13 protein-coding genes and 1 pseudogene are annotated in these 17,878 nt (G+C 70.9%); 9 read left to right on the top strand and 5 right to left on the bottom strand.

Features of this window, described 5'->3' with window-relative positions; all coding sequences use genetic code 11:
• Nucleotides 1-202: 202 nt before the first annotated feature.
• From ABZ818_RS02730 to ABZ818_RS02745, 4 genes and pseudogenes are all read left to right on the top strand, one after another.
• Nucleotides 203-1,678: a cellulase family glycosylhydrolase gene (locus ABZ818_RS02730; protein ID WP_361409723.1), complete on the top strand. Its 1,476-nt coding sequence runs from the start codon at nucleotides 203-205 to the stop codon at nucleotides 1,676-1,678.
• Between the two features lie 125 nt (nucleotides 1,679-1,803).
• Nucleotides 1,804-3,507: a glycoside hydrolase family 6 protein gene (locus ABZ818_RS02735; RefSeq protein WP_361409726.1), complete on the top strand. Its 1,704-nt coding sequence runs from the start codon at nucleotides 1,804-1,806 to the stop codon at nucleotides 3,505-3,507.
• A 178-nt stretch (nucleotides 3,508-3,685) separates the two neighbouring features.
• Entirely contained in the window at nucleotides 3,686-4,606 is a 921-nt protein-coding gene (locus tag ABZ818_RS02740) for a class I SAM-dependent methyltransferase (protein ID WP_361409729.1), read from the top strand.
• Nucleotides 4,607-4,687: 81 nt separating this feature from the next.
• A pseudogene (locus ABZ818_RS02745) lies at nucleotides 4,688-5,454 on the top strand (SDR family NAD(P)-dependent oxidoreductase).
• Here ABZ818_RS02745 and ABZ818_RS02750 read toward each other — a convergent pair.
• The 4 genes from ABZ818_RS02750 to ABZ818_RS02765 form a co-directional block, all read right to left on the bottom strand.
• Nucleotides 5,438-6,127: a glycoside hydrolase family 75 protein gene (locus ABZ818_RS02750; protein ID WP_361410465.1), complete on the bottom strand. Its 690-nt coding sequence runs from the start codon at nucleotides 6,125-6,127 to the stop codon at nucleotides 5,438-5,440. The pseudogene ABZ818_RS02745 and the gene ABZ818_RS02750 sit on opposite strands and share 17 nt — an antisense overlap.
• Before the next feature lie 124 nt (nucleotides 6,128-6,251).
• Nucleotides 6,252-7,088, bottom strand: coding sequence for an aldo/keto reductase (locus ABZ818_RS02755; RefSeq protein ID WP_361409732.1), 837 nt, complete (start codon nucleotides 7,086-7,088; stop codon nucleotides 6,252-6,254).
• A gap of 125 nt (nucleotides 7,089-7,213) precedes the next feature.
• Nucleotides 7,214-9,040: an AMP-binding protein gene (locus tag ABZ818_RS02760; RefSeq protein ID WP_361409735.1), complete on the bottom strand. Its 1,827-nt coding sequence runs from the start codon at nucleotides 9,038-9,040 to the stop codon at nucleotides 7,214-7,216.
• Nucleotides 9,041-9,396: 356 nt separating this feature from the next.
• Nucleotides 9,397-10,269 carry a LysR substrate-binding domain-containing protein gene (locus ABZ818_RS02765; protein WP_361409738.1) on the bottom strand — a complete coding sequence of 291 codons (873 nt, stop codon included), beginning with the start codon at nucleotides 10,267-10,269 and terminating at the stop codon, nucleotides 9,397-9,399.
• A gap of 180 nt (nucleotides 10,270-10,449) precedes the next feature.
• Here ABZ818_RS02765 and ABZ818_RS02770 point away from each other — a divergent pair, with 180 nt between their 5' ends.
• Entirely contained in the window at nucleotides 10,450-11,499 is a 1,050-nt protein-coding gene (locus ABZ818_RS02770) for a bile acid:sodium symporter family protein (protein WP_361410468.1), read from the top strand.
• A 32-nt stretch (nucleotides 11,500-11,531) separates the two neighbouring features.
• Here the strand turns inward: ABZ818_RS02770 and fdhD are convergent, their stop codons facing one another.
• Nucleotides 11,532-12,380, bottom strand: coding sequence for a formate dehydrogenase accessory sulfurtransferase FdhD (fdhD, locus tag ABZ818_RS02775; protein ID WP_361409741.1), 849 nt, complete (start codon nucleotides 12,378-12,380; stop codon nucleotides 11,532-11,534).
• Nucleotides 12,381-12,707: 327 nt separating this feature from the next.
• Here fdhD and ABZ818_RS02780 point away from each other — a divergent pair, with 327 nt between their 5' ends.
• From ABZ818_RS02780 to ABZ818_RS02795, 4 genes are all read left to right on the top strand, one after another.
• Nucleotides 12,708-13,655 (top strand): beta-ketoacyl-ACP synthase III, encoded by a 948-nt coding sequence (locus ABZ818_RS02780; RefSeq protein ID WP_361409744.1) that lies wholly within the window; start codon nucleotides 12,708-12,710, stop codon nucleotides 13,653-13,655.
• Nucleotides 13,656-13,893: 238 nt separating this feature from the next.
• On the top strand, nucleotides 13,894-14,571 hold the full coding sequence (locus ABZ818_RS02785) for a GntR family transcriptional regulator (protein WP_361409747.1): 678 nt from the start codon (nucleotides 13,894-13,896) through the stop codon (nucleotides 14,569-14,571).
• Nucleotides 14,572-14,848: 277 nt separating this feature from the next.
• The gene (locus tag ABZ818_RS02790; RefSeq protein ID WP_361409750.1) at nucleotides 14,849-16,030 is read left to right on the top strand and encodes an ROK family transcriptional regulator; all 1,182 of its coding nucleotides are present in this window, start codon (nucleotides 14,849-14,851) and stop codon (nucleotides 16,028-16,030) included.
• 288 nt (nucleotides 16,031-16,318) lie between these two features.
• Nucleotides 16,319-17,875: a sugar ABC transporter ATP-binding protein gene (locus ABZ818_RS02795; protein WP_361409752.1), complete on the top strand. Its 1,557-nt coding sequence runs from the start codon at nucleotides 16,319-16,321 to the stop codon at nucleotides 17,873-17,875.
• The last annotated feature ends 3 nt before the right edge of the window (nucleotides 17,876-17,878 follow it).

Raw genomic sequence — 17,878 nt, forward strand, 5'->3', positions numbered from 1 at the left:
GGGGTCAAGGTCCTTGAAGAGTCGAAAAGATTCGACGCCGTTCAACCTCCTTTAAAAGGTGCTGAGTTGAGGAAGTTCGACAAAAGTTCGCACACCCTCTGTCCTTTGCCGTCACTTGTCGCTACCTTCACTCGAACCAGTGGGAGCGATTCCATCAGTCGACGCGGCCGTCACGGCGCGCCAGAGCTGCAAGGAGTCGCTCATGCGACACCCCCCGCGTTCAGTCCTTTTAGCCATCGCCGGTGCGGTCGCGCTCGTCGGGAGCGTGGTCGTGCCGGCGGTCACGGCGCACGGAGCCGCACCCGCGTGCACGGTGGAGTACACCGTCACCAATCAGTGGGACGCCGGCTTCCAGGGCGACGTGAAGATAACCAACAACCAGGCTCCGCTGAGCGGCTGGAGTCTGACCTTCGGCTTCGCGGGCGGTCAGAAGGTCACCCAGGGCTGGAACGCGAAGTGGTCCCAGTCCGGTACGACGGTGACCGCCGCCAACGAGAGCTACAACGGTTCGCTCGGCACCGGCGCGAGTGTCAGCGCGGGTTTCCTCGGCTCCAAGTCGGGGAGCAATCCCGTGCCGACGGCGTTCAAGCTCAACGGCACCACCTGCAACGTCGACTCGGAGCCGTCCACACCTCCGACGGATCCGCCGCCGACCGGTGACGGCAAGGCGCCCGCCCTGCACGTCTCCGGCAGCAAGCTCGTCGACGCCGCCGGGAAAAACCGCCGGCTGCTCGGAGTCAACCGCTCCGGCGGCGAGTTCATGTGCGTCCAGGGCTACGGCATCTGGGACGGCCCCGTGGACGACGCCGCGATCAAGGCGATCGCCGACTGGAAGGCGAACGCCGTCCGTATCCCCCTCAACGAGGAGTGCTGGCTGGGTCTTTCCAACATCAAACCGCAGTACGCGGGCGCCAACTACATCAGCGCCGTCAAGGAGTTGGTGGCCCGGGTCGAGGCGCACGGAATGACCCCGATCGTCGAACTGCACTGGACCTACGGCCAGTACACCGGCAACTCGGCGGGCTGCTCCGGCATCCACGCCACCTGCCAGAAGCCGATGCCAGACGCCCAGTACACCCCGTCGTTCTGGTCCTCGGTCGCCAGTACCTTCAAGGGTGACCAGGCCGTCGTCTTCGACCTGTTCAACGAGCCCTATCCGGACCGGGCGACCTCCAGTCTCACCGACGCCTGGAAGTGCTGGCGCGACGGCGGCACCTGTCCGGGCATCGGATACCCGGTCGCCGGCATGCAGAGCCTCGTCGACGCGATCCGCGGTGCCGGGGCCAAGAACGTCATCCTCGCCGGCGGTCTCGCGTACTCCAACGACCTCGGGCAGTGGCTCACCTACCGGCCCAGCGACCCGACCGGCAATCTGGGTGCCTCCTACCACGTCTACAACTTCAACACCTGCTCCAGCGCGAGCTGCTGGAACTCCACCCTCGCCCCGGTCGCGGCCCAGGTGCCGCTGGTGGCCGGGGAGATCGGCGAGAACACCTGCTCGCACGGATTCATCGACCAGGTCATGAAGTGGTTCGACGACCGTGGCCTGTCCTACCTGGGCTGGACCTGGAACACCTGGGACTGCTCCTCCGGGCCGTCCCTGATCTCCGCCTACGACGGTACGCCCACGGCGTTCGGCGCCGGGCTGCGCGACCACCTGCGCGCCCTCAGCCCCTGAGCCCCTTCCTGCACGTCCGAGACCGCAACTTCCAGTCCACAACTCCGAGTCGGCATGTCCCCTTCCGAAAGGCCGCACGTCCCCTGTCCGCAAGTCACGTTCGAAAGAAGGAGCACTTCGCACTCATGAGCCGCACCAGAACATCGATACTCGCCGCCATGGCCCTGGTGGCCGGCGCCACAGGGGCGGCGCTGACCGCCGCTCCCGCCAGCGCCGCCGTCCCCTGTACCGTCGACTACAAGGTCAACCAGTGGGACAGCGGCTTCACCGCTGATGTCACCGTCAAGAACAACGGCGCCGCCAAGTCGAGTTGGTCGCTGAAGTGGACCTACGCCGGCAACCAGAAGGTCACCAGCGGCTGGAACGCGAAGATCAGCCAGAGCGGTGCCAACGTCACCGCGGCCAACGAGAGCTACAACGGCAGCCTCCCCACGGGCGGTTCCGTCAACTTCGGCTTCCAGGGCACCTACAGCGGCACCAACGCGATCCCGGCCGCCTTCACCCTCGACGGTGTCACCTGCAACGTCGACAGCGGTGGCGGTGACCCCGGTGGCGGTGGTGACCCCGGTGGCGGAAGCCGCGTCGACAACCCGTACACCGGCGCCAAGGTGTACGTGAACCCGGAGTGGTCCGCGAAGGCCGCCGCGGAGCCGGGCGGCACCCGCGTCTCCAACCAGCCCACCGGCGTCTGGCTCGACCGCATCGCCGCGATCAACGGCGTGAACGGCGGCATGGGCCTGCGCGCCCACCTGGACGAGGCCCTGAAGCAGAAGGGCAGCGGCGAAGAGGTCATCCAGGTCGTCGTCTACGACCTGCCGGGACGCGACTGCGCGGCACTCGCCTCCAACGGCGAGCTCGGCCCGACGGAGATCGACAAGTACAAGACCCAGTTCATCGATCCGATCGCGGCCATCCTCGGCGACGCCAAGTACTCCTCGCTGCGGATCGTGACCACCATCGAGATCGACTCGCTGCCGAACCTGGTCACCAACACCGGCAGCCGCGCTACCGCCACACCGCAGTGCGACACCATGAAGGCCAACGGCAACTACGTCAAGGGTGTCGGCTACGCGCTCGCCAAGCTCGGCAAGATCCCGAACGTCTACAACTACATCGACGCCGGGCACCACGGCTGGATCGGCTGGGACGACAACTTCGGCCCGTCGGCCGACATCTTCAAGCAGGCGGCCACCAGTGAGGGCGCGTCCGTCAACGACGTGACCGGCTTCATCACCAACACCGCCAACTACAGCGCGCTGAAGGAGAACAACTTCACGATCAACGACCAGGTGAACGGCGTGTCGGTACGCCAGTCCAAGTGGGTGGACTGGAACCAGTACGTCGACGAGCTGTCCTTCGCGCAGGCCTTCCGCCAGAAGCTCGTCTCGGTCGGCTTCAACTCCAACATCGGCATGCTGATCGACACCTCCAGGAACGGCTGGGGCGGATCGGCCCGTCCGGCCGGCCCGGGCGCCAAGACCAGCGTGGACACCTACGTCGACGGCGGGCGCTACGACCGGCGCCTCAACACGGGCAACTGGTGCAACCAGGCGGGCGCCGGTCTCGGCGAGCGTCCGAAGGCGGCGCCGGCCGCCGGCATCGACGCCTATGTGTGGATGAAGCCCCCGGGGGAGTCCGACGGTTCCAGCTCGGCCATCCCGAACGACGAGGGCAAGGGCTTCGACCGCATGTGCGACCCGACCTACGGCGGCAACGCCCGCAACGGCAACAGCATGTCGGGCGCGCTGCCGAACGCTCCGGTCTCCGGGCACTGGTTCTCCGCCCAGTTCCAGGAGCTGATGAAGAACGCGTACCCGGCACTGCCGTGATCTGAGGCGATCCGCCGGGGCCGGCCCTGCCGGGCGGCCCCGGCGGGCGGCGAACGGCTCCTCCCCGCGGCCGGGGGGCATGTGCCCCCCGGCCGTTTTGCCGCCTCGGCAACAGGAGTGGCCCTCTCCCGGTGCGTCGGCGCAGGCTGGCCGCACCGGACAAGAGAGGCTGATCAGCATGGCGCACGCACCCCACGGACACCACGGCCACGAGGGGGCCCACCCCGGCCGGCACGACCACCACGGCCACGGTCACACCGACATCGACTGGGCCGTCATGGCTCCGCTGCTCGAAGCCCAGGCGGAGCTGTTCGCGCCCCTGTACGGGAAGGTCATGGCGTGGCTGGGGGAGAAGGCGCCCGAGCCCGGCCTGATCGTCGACGCCGGCAGCGGGCCGGGTGTGATCTCCTGCCTCTTCGCCGAGGCGTTCCCGGGCGCGCGGGTCGTCGCAGTGGACGGCTCCGAGCCGCTGCTGGAGCGGGCCCGGGCCCGCGCCGCCCGCCTCGGCCTGGCCGATCGCCTCGGCACCCTCGCCGGTGAACTCCCCGGCGTGCTGCATGAGTTGGAGTACCCGGCGGATGTGCTGTGGGCCGGCAACAGCCTGCACCACCTGGGCGACCAGCGGGCCGCCCTCGCCGCCTTCGCCGAGCGGCTGGCGCCCGGCGGCACGCTCGCCCTGCTGGAGGGCGGCCTGCCCGCCCGGTTCCTGCCCCGCGACCTCGGCATCGGCCGGCCCGGCCTCCAGGCCCGTCTCGACGTGGTGCTGGAGGACTGGTTCGCGCGTATGCGGGCCGAGCTGCCGGGCTCGGTCGCCGAGACCGAGGACTGGCCGGCGCTGCTGGCCTCCGCGGGCCTGAAGCCCAGCGGTACCCGCAGCTTCCTGCTGGACCTGCCCGCCCCGGTCTCCGACCCGGCGCGCGCCTATGTCGCCGCCGAACTGAACCGGCTCCGCGAGTCCCTGGAGAGCGGCATCGACGACGAGGACCGTGCCACCCTCGACCGGCTCCTCGACCCCGAGGACGAGGCGAGCGTGCACCGCAGGAGCGACCTCTTCGTGCTCAAGGCGTACACGGTGCACACGGGGGTGCGGACCGGCTGAGCCGGACGGGCACGGCGGTTGACTTCAAGAGCGCTCCAAGTGATGGACTCCCCTGCGTCCACCGACACGTAGGGGGCAACCATGACCGACTCTCCTGTCACGCTCATCACCGGCGGCGGCTCCGGCATCGGCGCCGCCGTCGCCCGGCAGCTGCTCGGCGCCGGGCACCGGGTGGCCGTCACCGGGCGCGGTGAGCGGCGCCTCCGTGACTTCGCCGACGGACTGGGCCGTCCCGAAGGGCTGTTGACGATCGCGGGGGACACCGCCGAGTACGGCCAGGTGCGGGCCGCCGTGGAGAGCACCGTGAAGGAGTTCGGCCGGCTCGACGCGGTCGTCGCCAACGCCGGGCCACGACACGGTCGCCGAGGGCGCCCCGGCCGGCTGGCGGGAGATGGTGCTGACCAATGTGCTCGGTCCCGCGCTGCTGGTCCGCGCCGCCATCGGCGCCCTGAAGGAGACCCGGGGGCGGATCGTGCTGGTCGGCAGTGTCGCCGGGTTCGTGCCCACGCCCGGAAACCTCTACGGGGCGACCATGGGGGTACCGCCCGCTCGAGCGAAGCCGAGGGTGGGGGAGGGCGGTCACCGCGCTCGCCGAGAACACCCGCCGCCAGGTCACCGAATGGGGCGTGGGGGTGACCCTGATCGCGCCCGGCCGGGTGGAGACGCCGTTCTGGGACGAGAACGGCGGCCTCCCGCCGGGACGTCTGCTGACCGCCGACCAGATCGCCGACTCGGTGCTGTGGGCGCTCCGGCAGCCGAAGGGAGTCGACGTCAACACCGTCGTCGTACGACCGCTCGGCCGGCCCAACTGCGCCCGCCCGCCCTCCTCGCTCAGTTGGCGGCGATGAACTGCCTCGCCAGCCGCTCGCCGAGCGCGACCGCCGCGCCGTGGCTCTCGATCGGCGATGCCCGGGAGTTCTTGAACAGGATGTAGGTCACGCCGGAGTGCACGCCGCCGGTGACCGGGTCCGGGTTGATGCCGAGGGCCTTGGCAGTGGCGTACGAGGCCTCACCGATGATCTCCGAGGGGCCGGCGTCGCCGACGACCGCGTACTCGACCCTGCCGGCGTGGATCACCGCCACCACGCTGCCGCCGCGGATGCCGGCTCCGGCGTAGTTCCAGATGCTGCTCGCGCTCGGGACCACGACGTACGGCAGCGACTCGGACTTGAGCGGCCGGCCGTCGGACTGGTGGAAGGCCGTGTCGTTCTGGAACCAGGGGTCGATATTTTCGTTGCAGTGGGTGGTGCGCTGGCCGTCACAGTCGATGTCCATGTCGGCCTTCCAGAACACCGCCCCGTTCTTGCCACACACCGGGACCGTGGCCGAAGCGCCCGCGTCCTTGCGGTACTTGCCGTTGGAGATCTGCCGGCAGGTCTTCACCCTGGCGAGCAGGTCGGCGGCGCCGACCGAGCCCTCCCGTATGAACCGGGGTCCGGTGGCGCCGGAGGCGTGCGCGGGGAGTATTCCGGTGCTGAGCAGGGCCGCGCTCAGGGCCGTGGCGAGGGGCGGTCTTCGTATGTGCACTGCGGGCTCCTTCTGTCAGGAAAGTTTCCTTACCGGGAGGTGCGTTGCAACAGCGACGAAGCGCGGCGCGCCCCGGAACCGCGGGCAGTGGTCCGGGGCGCGCCCTACGCCGTCCGAGTCAGACGATCTCGAACGTCGCCGGGTCCGGGCCCAGGCGCCGGTCCTCGTTCAGGGCGCTGATCGCCGCGAGGTCCTCGTTGTCCAGGCTGAAGTCGAAGACCTCGATGTTCTCCCGGATCCGGGAGGGCGTCACGGACTTCGGGATCACGACGTTGCCGAGCTGGAGGTGCCAGCGCAGCACGATCTGGGCGGGCGTGCGGTTGTGCTTCTGTGCGATCGCCACGATCGCCGGGACCTCCAGCAGGCCCTTGCCCTGGCCGAGCGGCGACCAGGCCTCGGTGGCGATGCCCTGCTCCGCGTGGTACTCGCGGGCGGCGTGCTGCTGGAGGTGCGGGTGCAGTTCGATCTGGTTGACCGCCGGGATCACCGAGGTCTCGGCGATCAGGCGCTCCAGGTGCTCGGGAAGGAAGTTGGAGGTGCCGATCGCCCGGATGCGCCCGTCCGAGTGCAGCTTCTCGAACGCCTTGTAGGAGTCGACGAACTTCCCCCGGGCCGGTGTCGGCCAGTGGATCAGGTAGAGGTCCACGTACTCCAGGCCGAGCTTGGTCAGCGACGCGTCGAAGGCGCGGAGCGTGGAGTCGTACCCGTGGTCGCTGTTCCACAGCTTGGTGGTGACGAAGACCTCTTCGCGCGGGATGCCGGATGCGGCGATGGCCTTGCCGGTGCCCTCTTCGTTGCCGTAGATCGCCGCTGTGTCGACGCTGCGGTACCCGGCCTCCAGTGCGGTGGCGACGGCCTGCTCCGCCTCGTCGTCCGGCACCTGCCAGACGCCGAAGCCCAGCTGGGGCATCTCGACGCCGTTGTTGAGGATGATCGGGGGGACCTTGCTGCTCACGAGCTTCTCGATCCTTCGCTTGTCGTCGTGTGTCGGTCCCATCGTCAACGATCACGAGCCTGTTCGCATTCCTGAGCGGCCGATCCGGCCGGAACCCGTCGGGCGGCTGGGGCGTGCGGCCCCGCTCAGACCTGGTACAGCGCCTCCACCTCGTCGGCGTACGCGTTCTCGATGGCCTTGCGCTTGAGCTTCAGGGACGGGGTCAGCAGACCGTGCTCCTCGCTGAACGGCTGGGCGAGGATACGGAAGGTGCGGATCGACTCGGCCTGGGAGACCAGCGTGTTGGCGGCGACCACCGCACGGCGGACCTCCGTCTCCAGGTCGGGGTCGTGCACCAGCCGGGCCGCCGGCATCCGCGGCTTGCCCCGCATCTGGAGCCAGTGCTCGACGGCCTCCGCGTCGAGGGTGACCAGCGCGGCGACGTAGGGGCGGTCGTTGCCGACGACGATGCACTGGGAGATCAGCGGGTGATCGCGCACCCGCTCCTCCAGCAGGCCCGGCGCCACGCTCTTGCCGCCGGAAGTCACCAGGATCTCCTTCTTACGGCCGGTGATCGTCAGATAGCCGTCCTCGTCGAGGGAGCCGAGGTCGCCGGTGGCCAGCCAGCCGTCGTGCAGGGTCTCGTCGGTGGCCTTCTCGTTGTGGAGATAGCCCTGGAAGACGTTGTCGCCGCGCAGCCAGATCTCGCCGTCGTCGGCGATGTGCACGGTGGTGCCCGGAATGGGCTGCCCGACCGTGCCGTAGCGGGTGCGCTCGGGCGGGTTGGCGGTGGCCGCCGCGGTGGACTCGGTCAGTCCGTAGCCTTCGTAGATCTGCACGCCGGCGCCCGCGAAGAACAGACCGAGCCGGCGGTCCATCGCCGAGCCGCCGGACACCGCGTTCCGGATCCTGCCGCCCATCGCGGCGCGCACCTTGGAGTACACGAACGTGTCGAAGAACTGGTGCTGCATCCGCAGGCCGGCCGAGGGGCCGGGCCCGATGCCCCATGCCTTGGCCTCGACGGCGTCCGCGTACTTCACGGCGACCTCGACGGCCTTCTCGAACGGCCCGTCCCTGCCCTCCTTCTCCGCCTTGCGGCGGGCGGCGCTGAACACCTTCTCGAAGATGTACGGCACCGCCAGGATGAACGTCGGCCGGAACGCCTGGAGGTCGGGCAGCAGCGCGGAGGCGTTCAGCTGCGGCTGATGGCCGAAACGGACCTTGCCGCGGATCGCGGCGACCTCCACCATCCGGCCGAAGACATGGGCGAGCGGCAGGAACAACAGCGTCGCCGCCTCCTCGTCCTTCCTGCTCTGGAACACCGGCTCCCAGCGCTCGATCACCGTGTCCGACTCGAACATGAAGTTGCCGTGCGAGATCACGCAGCCCTTGGGGCGGCCGGTGGTGCCGGAGGTGTAGATGACGGTCGCGACCGAGTCCGGGGTGACCGCCTCCCGGTGCCGGTGCACCACGTCGTCGTCGATGTGCCCGCCCGCGTCGTACAGTTGCTGCACGACGCCGGTGTCCAGCTGCCACAGCAGGCGCAGTTGCGGGAGCCGGTCGATGACGGTGGCGATCGTCATCGCGTGCTCCTCGTGCTCCACGACCGCCGCCGTGACCTCCGCGTCGTACAGCATCCAGAAGCACTGCTCGGCCGAGGAGGTGGGGTAGAGCGGCACCACCTGGGCGCCGATCGTCCACAGCGCGAAGTCGAACAGCGTCCACTCGTAGCGGGTACGGGACATGATCGCGACGCGGTCGCCGAAGCGGATGCCCTGGGCGAGCAGGCCCTTGGCGAGGGCCAGCACCTCGTCGCGGAACTCGGCGCAGGTCACATCCCGCCACCTGCCGAACTCGTCCTTGCGGCCGAGCGCGATGTGGAGCGGGTCGTCCAGCGCATGCTGGAAGACGACGTCGGCCAGTCCGCCCACCGGCGGTGGCAACGTCGACGGAGGGTTGGTGAACTCGCGCAAACCCCGCTCCCGTTCCTTGTGACGCTCCGCACAGCGCCGTGAAAGCTACCCCAGTGAGGCAGGGGGCGGGAGGGCCCGCGAAGGCGGGCAGCGCCCCGGCGGACGCCGGAAAATGCCCTCACAAGGGGAAGGGTCGGACAGACTTTCTTACGGATCAGTAAGTTTCGGTGCCGTTATCTCCACCGAATCTGTACGGCCCGATTACGGCCCTCGCGACCGGCCGGCGCGACGTCGCGGCGACCGTCGTGAACAAGCCAGGCGCCGGTGGCGGCGACGGCCGTTGACGGCCCGGACCGGTCGCGGTCTGGGGAGCGGTGCCAGGGCCCGCGAGCCCGGCATGAGCCAAACGAGAGGCTCTAGCCGACTCCGCGCCGGTGGAGGCGGTCGCCGCTGGTCAGGATGGCCGTGGCCAGGGCGTCGGCCGCGTGGTGGGGCGTGTCGTGACGGCGGCCGTGGACGAGGACGAAGTCGACTCCGCCCAGTTCCGGCAGGCCCGCGCGGTCCGGGACGCGCACCAGGCCCGGCGGGATCAGGCCACGGGAGTGGGCCATCACGCCGAGGCCCGCGCGGGCGGCGGCGACCAGGCCGTTGAGGCTGCCGCTGGTGCAGGCGACGCGCCACGGCCGGCCCTGGCGCTCCAGGGCCTCCAGCGCGAGGGCCCGGGAGATGCCGGGCGGCGGGTAGACGATGAGCGGCACCGGGCGGTCGGGGTCCAGGCGCAGCCGCTCGGCGCCGATCCAGACCAGGCGGTCTTGCCAGACCGGCTCGCCGTGCGGGTCCTCGGGGCGCCGCTTGGCCAGCACCAGGTCGAGCTTTCCGGCGGCGAGCTGCTCGTGCAGGGTGCCCGACAGCTCCACCGTCAACTCCAGGTCGACCTCGGGATGCTCGTAGCGGAAGCCCTCCAGGATCTCCGGCAGCCGGGTGAGCACGAAGTCCTCCGACGCGCCGAACCGCAGCCTGCCGCGCACCCGGGCGCCGGTGAAGAACGCCGTCGCCTGCTCGTGCACCTGGAGGATCCGGCGCGCGAAGCCCAGCATGGCCTCGCCGTCCTCGGTCAGCTCCACCGAGTGGGTGTCGCGGGAGAACAGCAGCCTGCCGGTCGCGTCCTCGAGACGGCGCACGTGCTGGCTGACGGTCGACTGACGCAGCCCGAGCCGCCGGGCCGCCCCCGTGAAGCTGAGGGTCTGGGCCACGGTCAGGAAGGTGCGCAGCTGGGCGGGGTCGTACACGAGGCTCAGGTTACCAGCGGTGATCGCAAAACGCGATGACAGTCAGAGCGGTATGACGGATTCCCGATCGGCGCCGGAAGGAGCACGATGGAGGGGGGATCCGTCGGCCCCGCACCGAAAGGGCCGCACGGGCGTGACGGCGCCCGTACCGAACCGAAGAGCACGAGCAAGTGGAGCACCGTGAAACGCCTGCGCCGGACGACGAACTGGCTGCCGATCGACCCGTACATCGTCCTGTTGCTGGCGACGGTGGGCATCGCCGCACTCCTCCCGGCCCGCGGCACCGCCGCCCATGCGGCCTCGGGCGCCTCGACCGCCGCGATCGCCCTGCTGTTCTTCCTCTACGGCGTCCGGCTGTCCACCCGTGAGGCGCTGGACGGCCTGAAGCACTGGCGACTGCATGTCACGGTCCTGGCCTGCACCTTCCTGATCTTCCCGCTGCTCGGCATCGCCGCCGGCGGACTCGTCCCGGTGCTGCTGAACCAGCCGCTCTACCAGGGCCTGCTCTTCCTCACCCTGGTCCCGTCGACCATCCAGTCGTCGATCGCGTTCACCTCCATCGCCCGCGGCAACGTGCCCGCCGCGATCTGCGCCGGCTCCTTCTCCTCGCTGGTCGGCATCATCCTGACCCCGCTGCTCGCGGCGGCACTGCTCGGCAGCAGCGGCGGCGGCTTCTCCGGGCACTCGCTGGTCACGATCGTGGTGCAACTGCTCGTGCCGTTCGCCGCCGGGCAGGTGCTCAGGCCGTGGATCGGCGGCTTCGTCGCCCGGCACAAGAAGGTCCTCGGGCTGGTCGACCGCGGCTCGATCCTGCTCGTCGTCTACACCGCGTTCAGCGAGGGCATGGTGCGCGGCATCTGGCACCAGGTCAGTCCCGTACGGCTCGGTGGGCTGCTCGTCGTCGAGGCCCTGCTGCTCGCCGTGATGCTCGCCCTGACCTGGTACGGCTCACGGGCGCTGGGCTTCTCCCGGGAGGACCGCATCGCGGTGCAGTTCGCGGGCTCGAAGAAGTCGCTGGCCTCCGGGCTGCCCATGGCGAGCGTCCTGTTCGGCGCCCATGCCTCGCTCGCCGTGCTGCCGCTGATGCTCTTCCACCAGATGCAGCTCATGGTGTGCGCGGTGATCGCCAAGCGCCGGGCACGCGACCCCGAGGCACGGCAGGAGGGCGCCGAGCGGGCGACGGCCGTGGCGTCACGCACCGTGGTCGGTACGGCGACCCGTTCCCGTTGACGTTGACAGGTCCCGTTGACAGTGGGGGCGGCTCAGCCGTGGGCGGCCGCCTCCCGCAGGGCGATCCGCTCCGCGCCCGCGTACACGTTCATGGAGCTGCCCCGCAGGAAGCCCACCAGCGTCAGTCCCGTCTCCGCGGCCAGGTCCACCGCCAGGGACGACGGCGCCGAGACGGCCGCCAGCACCGGTATGCCCGCCATGACGGCCTTCTGGGCCAGCTCGAAGGAGGCGCGGCCGGAGACCAGCAGGATCCTGCGGGACAGGGGCAGCTCGCCGTTCTGCAGGGCGCGGCCGATCAGCTTGTCGACCGCGTTGTGCCGGCCCACGTCCTCCCGTATGTCCAGCAGTTCGCCGTCCTCGGTGAACAGGGCCGCCGCGTGCAGTCCGCCGGTGCGGTCGAAGACGCGCTGGGCGGCCCGCAGCCGGTCGGGCAGGCTCGCCAGCAGCTCGGGCCCGACCCGCAGCGGGGGCGTGTCGGAGATCGGCCAGCGGGCCGTCGTACGGACCGCGTCCAGGCTCGCCTTGCCGCACAGGCCGCAGGACGAGGTCGTGTACACGTTGCGTTCGAGGGTGATGTCGGGCAGGACGACGTCCGGCGCGGTCTTCACGTCCACCACGTTGTACGTGTTCGAGCCGTCCGCCGTCGCGCCCGCGCAGTACACGATGTTCACCAGGTCGGACGTGGCGGCCAGCACGCCTTCGCTCACCAGGAAACCGGCCGCCAGCGCGAAGTCGTCACCCGGCGTGCGCATGGTGATCGCGAGCGGCTTGCCGTTCAGCCGGATCTCCAGCGGCTCCTCGGCGACCAGCGTGTCGGGACGGGACGAGACGGCGCCGTCCCGGATGCGGATCACCTTGCGTCGTTCCGTGACTCGTCCCATGTCCTGATCAGCTCCGGTTCTGTGCGCTCTCCGGCCGAAGCGGCCTTGACGATCTCCATTGTCCTGCACGCACGGCAGGGGGATCGCGGCGGGAGAACCCCGCCCATGGCGGCCGTGACCTTGTCCTGACGCTGTGAATACTGTCGACGATGTATTGTCTACTGGCTGCGTCACGGGAGCAAGGGTCCCTGGCCGCGAGGGTGGGCGTCCCTCTGACGGAAGCCGACAAGCGGGGCCCGCCAATCCTGTGACTTCACCTGCCGCGTTACCCGTGAGTCACTGATCAGACTGGTGAATCCCGCTACCCACGGCCACGAGGGGGATCCCATGAACGGCTCGCGCATCACCGCCGTCGGTCACTACCAGCCCGCCAAGGTGTTCACCAACGAGGACCTGGAGGGCATCGTGGCGACCAGCGACGAGTGGATCAGGAGCCGGGTGGGCATCCGTACCCGGCACATCGCCGCGCCCGACGAGCCGGTCGACGAGCTCGCCGCGCACGCCGCCGCCAAGGCGCTCGCGGCGGCCGGCCTCGCGCCCGCCGACATCGACCTGGTACTCGTCGCCACCTCAACGGCCACGGACCGCTCGCCGAACACCGCCGCCCGGGTCGCCGCCCGGCTCGGCGTGCCGCGGCCGGCCGCGATGGACGTCAACGTCGTGTGCGCGGGCTTCACCCACGCCCTGGCCACCGCCGACCACACCGTGCGCGCCGGCGCCGCGACCCGCGCCCTGGTCATCGGCGCCGACAAGATGACCGACGTGACCGACTGGACCGACCGCACGACCTGCGTGCTCGTCGGCGACGGGGCCGGGGCCGCCGTGGTCGAGGCCTGCCGGCCGGGCGAGGAGCGCGGAATCGGTCCGGTGCTGTGGGGCTCGGTGCCCGAGATGGGGCACGCGGTACGGATCGAGGGCACGCCCCCGCGGTTCGCGCAGGAGGGGCAGAGCGTCTACCGGTGGGCCACCACGCAGCTGCCGCCGCTGGCCCGGCAGGCCTGCGAGCGGGCCGGATTCGCGCCCGAGGAACTCGCCGCGGTCGTCCTGCACCAGGCCAACCTGCGCATCATCGAGCCGCTCGCCGCGAAGCTGGGAGCCGTCAACGCCGTGGTCGCCCGCGACGTCAGCGAGTCCGGCAACACTTCGGCCGCGAGCATCCCGCTGGCCCTGTCCAAGCTCGTCGAACGGGGTGAGGTGGCCACCGGCGACCCGGTGCTGCTGTTCGGCTTCGGCGGCAATCTGTCCTACGCCGGGCAGGTCGTGCGCTGCCCGTGATCGGCGGCCCGTGGGTCCTCGCCCGGTGGGTGTGAGGGGTTCACGCGCGCGGGCTTCACACCCGCGCGGGCTTCACGCGCGCGTGTGCGTCGCGCGCGGGTGTGAAGCCCGCGACAGCCGCTGATCGTGGCGACTGTGCATCGTAGACTGTAGACGAACGGCGATCGACGCTCCGCCGAGTGTCAAGGACCCGGGTGTCCGCCTGCTGCGCCGGCGCCCGGCCGAGGAGGGGACCGCGATGTTGTCGACAGGACTGCCGCAGGGGGCGGTGCCCAGGCTCGAACGCCCCGGCCCGCTGCGCGAGCGCGTCTACGAAGCCCTGCTGGAGCTCATCACCACGCGTGCCCTCCAGCCGGGCCAGCACCTCGTCGAGAGCGAACTCGCCGGGCACCTCGGCGTCTCCCGGCAGCCGGTGCGCGAGGCGCTCCAGCGGCTGAACACCGAGGGGTGGGTCGATCTGCGGCCCGCCCAGGGCGCCTTCGTGCACGAGCCGACGGAGGAGGAGGCCGACCAGCTCCTCAGCGTGCGCATGCTCCTGGAGGCCGAGGCGGCCCGCCTCGCCGCCGCGAACGCGGACCGCGACGGCGTCACCGCCCTGGAGGAGCTGGTGGCGCAGGGGTTCGAGGCCGTCGCCGCCGACGACGTGGACACGGCCGTCGCCCTGAACGCCCGCTTCCACGCCAAGGTCGTGGCGCTGGCCGGCAACGCGGTGCTCGCCGAGCTCGCCGCCCAGGTCGACCGCCGGGTGCGCTGGTACTACACGCCGGTGGCCCGGCAGCGCGGCCGCCAGTCCTGGATCGAGCACCGCGCGCTCATCGAGGCGATCGCCGACCGCGACGAGCAGCGCGCGACCCGTCTGATGCGCGAGCACACGGAGCACACCCGCAGGTCGTACCACGGCCAGGCCAAGCCCTGACCCTGCGCGTCGAGCCCTGCCCCCGGGGCGATCTCTGATCCCACAGGCCGTGCCCTGACCCGAACGAGCCCGGCCCCGACCTCATGAAGACCGGTCCGGGGCCCCGCTCGGCGCCGCCAACTTTGTCCTGTCGGTGGAGAAAGTTGGCGGCAATCCATGCGCAACTTCTTCCCAGTTCCGGCAGTCGCTGCTACGTTCCTCTCTCAAGCAAGCGGCCAAGTGGCCGGAATCCCTTGCGCATAGGCCGAATTGAGGCGGGGAGGGGCACGTGAGACGTATGACGGCACGACCCGCCAACGCACACCAGGCCCGGCTGCTGAAGCTGCTGCGCGATGGGGGAGCCAGCTCCCGGGCACAGCTCGGCGACCGCGTCGAGCTGTCCCGGTCGAAGCTGGCCGTGGAGGTGGACCGGCTCCTGGAGACGGGACTGGTCGTCGCCGACGGACTCGCCGCCTCGCGCGGCGGCCGCCGCTCCCACAACGTCCGGCTCGCACCCGAACTGCGCTTCCTGGGCGTCGACATCGGCGCGACCTCGGTCGACGTCGCGGTCACCAACGCCGAACTGGAAGTGCTCGGACACCTCAACCAGCCGCTGGACGTACGCGAGGGGCCCGTCGCGGTCTTCGAGCAAGTCCTCGCCATGGCCGCGAAGTTGAAGGTGTCGGGGCTCGCGGAGGGCTACGACGGCGCCGGCATCGGCGTCCCCGGCCCCGTCCGCTTCCCCCAGGGCGTCCCCGTGGCACCCCCGATCATGCCGGGCTGGGACGGCTTCCCCGTGCGGGAGGCGCTCAGCCAGGAACTCGGCTGCCCGGTCATGGTCGACAACGACGTGAACCTCATGGCGATGGGGGAGCAGCACGCGGGCGTCGCCCGCTCCGTGGGCGACTTCCTCTGCGTCAAGATCGGCACCGGCATCGGCTGCGGCATCGTCGTCGGCGGCGAGGTCCACCGCGGAACGACCGGCAGCGCGGGCGACATCGGGCACATCCAGGCCGTGCCCGGCGGACACCCCTGCGTCTGCGGCAACCGGGGCTGCCTGGAGGCCCACTTCAGCGGCGCGGCCCTGGCCCGTGACGCGCTGGAGGCGGCCCAGCAGGGACTGTCGGCCGAGCTGGCGACCCGGCTGGAGACGAACGGAGCCCTCAGCGCCGTCGACGTGGCCGCCGCGGCCGCCGCGGGCGACGCCACCTCGCTCGGCCTGATCCGGGAGGGCGGCACCCGCACCGGCCAGGTCATCGCCGGACTGGTCTCCTTCTTCAACCCCGGCCTGGTGGTGATCGGCGGTGGGGTCACCGGCCTCGGCCACACACTGCTCGCCGCGATCCGCACCCAGGTCTACCGCCAGTCGCTGCCCCTGGCGACCGGCAACCTGCCCATCGTCCTGGGCGAGTTGGGGCCCGCCGCCGGAGTCATCGGCGCGGCCCGGCTCATCAGCGACCACCTGTTCTCGCCGGCCTGACCGGCGCGCACCACCCCGCACCACCGGCACGTCCCGCACCACCAGCACGCAGCACGGCACCACCGGCACGTCCCGCGCACCACCAGCACGTCCCGAGCACCGGCACGCACCACGTGCGACCGGCGCGCCCGCCCCGCGTATCCCAGCCCCGTACATCCCCGAGTACCCGCATACCACCCCCGTACCCCGACACCCCAGCACACGCCGCGTACCACGCACCGGCACCGGTACGCCCCGCGTACGTCAGCCCTGCCCTGAGACCGGCCGTATCCGCCGAGGGGAACCACCATGGCTCCAGAATCACCCCTGCTCAGCATGTCCGGCATCACCAAGTCGTTCCCCGGAGTCCGTGCCCTGGACGGAGTCGACCTGGAGGTCCTGGCCGGAGAGGTCCACTGCCTGCTCGGCCAGAACGGCGCCGGGAAGTCCACCCTCATCAAGGTCCTCGCCGGGGCCCACCAGCCCGACGACGGGAAGATCACCTGGCGGGGCGAGCCCATCACCCTGAAGTCCCCGATCGCCGCCATGAGCCTGGGCATCGCCACCATCTACCAGGAACTCGACCTGGTGGGACACCTGTCCGTGGCGGAGAACGTCTTCCTCGGCCACGAGCCCACCACCGCCGGCTTCGTCGTCCGCGGCCGCGAGGCCCGTTCCGCCGCAGCCGGCCTCCTCAAGCGGCTCGGCCACCCCGAGATCGACCCGGCCCGGCTCGTCGGCGACCTCTCCGCCGCCCAGCAGCAGGTCGTCTCCATGGCCCGGGCCCTCTCCCACGACGTCCGGCTCATCGTGATGGACGAACCGTCCGCCGCCCTCGACCCGGACGAGGTCGACAACCTCTTCCGCATCGTCGGCGACCTCACCGCCGACGGCGTCGCCGTCGTCTACATCTCCCACCGCCTGGAGGAGATCCGCCGTATCGGCGACCGGGTCACCGTCCTCAAGGACGGCCGCGCCGTCGCCGGCGGACTGCCCGCCGAATCCACTCCGACCCGCGAGATCGTCTCCCTGATGACGGGCCGCAACGTCGAGTACGTCTTCCCGCCGCGCCCGCCGGCCGACGCCGTGCACCCCGCGCCCGTCCTCACCGTCGAAGGACTCGCCCGCGACGGTGAGTTCGCTCCCCTCGACCTCGAACTGCGGCCCGGCGAGATCGTCGGCCTCGCCGGACTCGTCGGCTCCGGCCGCTCCGAGATCCTGGAGACCATCTACGGCGCCCGCAAACCCAGCGCGGGCCGCGTCCTCGTCGACGGCACACCCCTGCGCCCCGGCAGCGTGCGCTCCGCCGTCCGCGCCGGACTCGGGCTCGCCCCCGAGGAACGCAAGGCCCAGGCCCTGCTGATGCTGGAGTCCGTCACCCGCAACGTCAGCGTCTCCACGCTGTCGCGCTTCGCCCGCGTCGGCTGGCTCGACCGGCGCGCCGAACGGAACGCCGCCCGGCAGGCCACCCGCGAACTCTCTCTGCGCCCCGACAACCCCGACGCCCCGGTGCGCACCCTCTCCGGCGGCAACCAGCAGAAGGCGGTCCTCGCCCGCTGGCTGCTGCGCGGCTGCCGCGTCCTGCTCCTCGACGAACCCACCCGCGGCGTCGACGTCGGCGCACGCGCCGAGCTGTACGCGGTGGTGCGCCGCCTCGCCGACGAGGGCCTGGCCGTCCTCCTGGTCTCCAGCGAGGTGCCCGAGGTGCTCGGCCTCGCCGACCGCGTCCTGGTGCTCCGCGAGGGGCTCGTCGTCCACACGGCACCCGCCCGGGAACTGGACGAACACCGCGTACTCGACCTGGTCATGGAAGGAAGCCCCGTGTCCACGCAGTCCGTAACCGAGGAAGGGAGCGCGACGTCATGACGC

It is taken from the genome of Streptomyces sp. NPDC047453, from assembly GCF_040643155.1.
GTDB lineage: Bacteria > Actinomycetota > Actinomycetes > Streptomycetales > Streptomycetaceae > Streptomyces.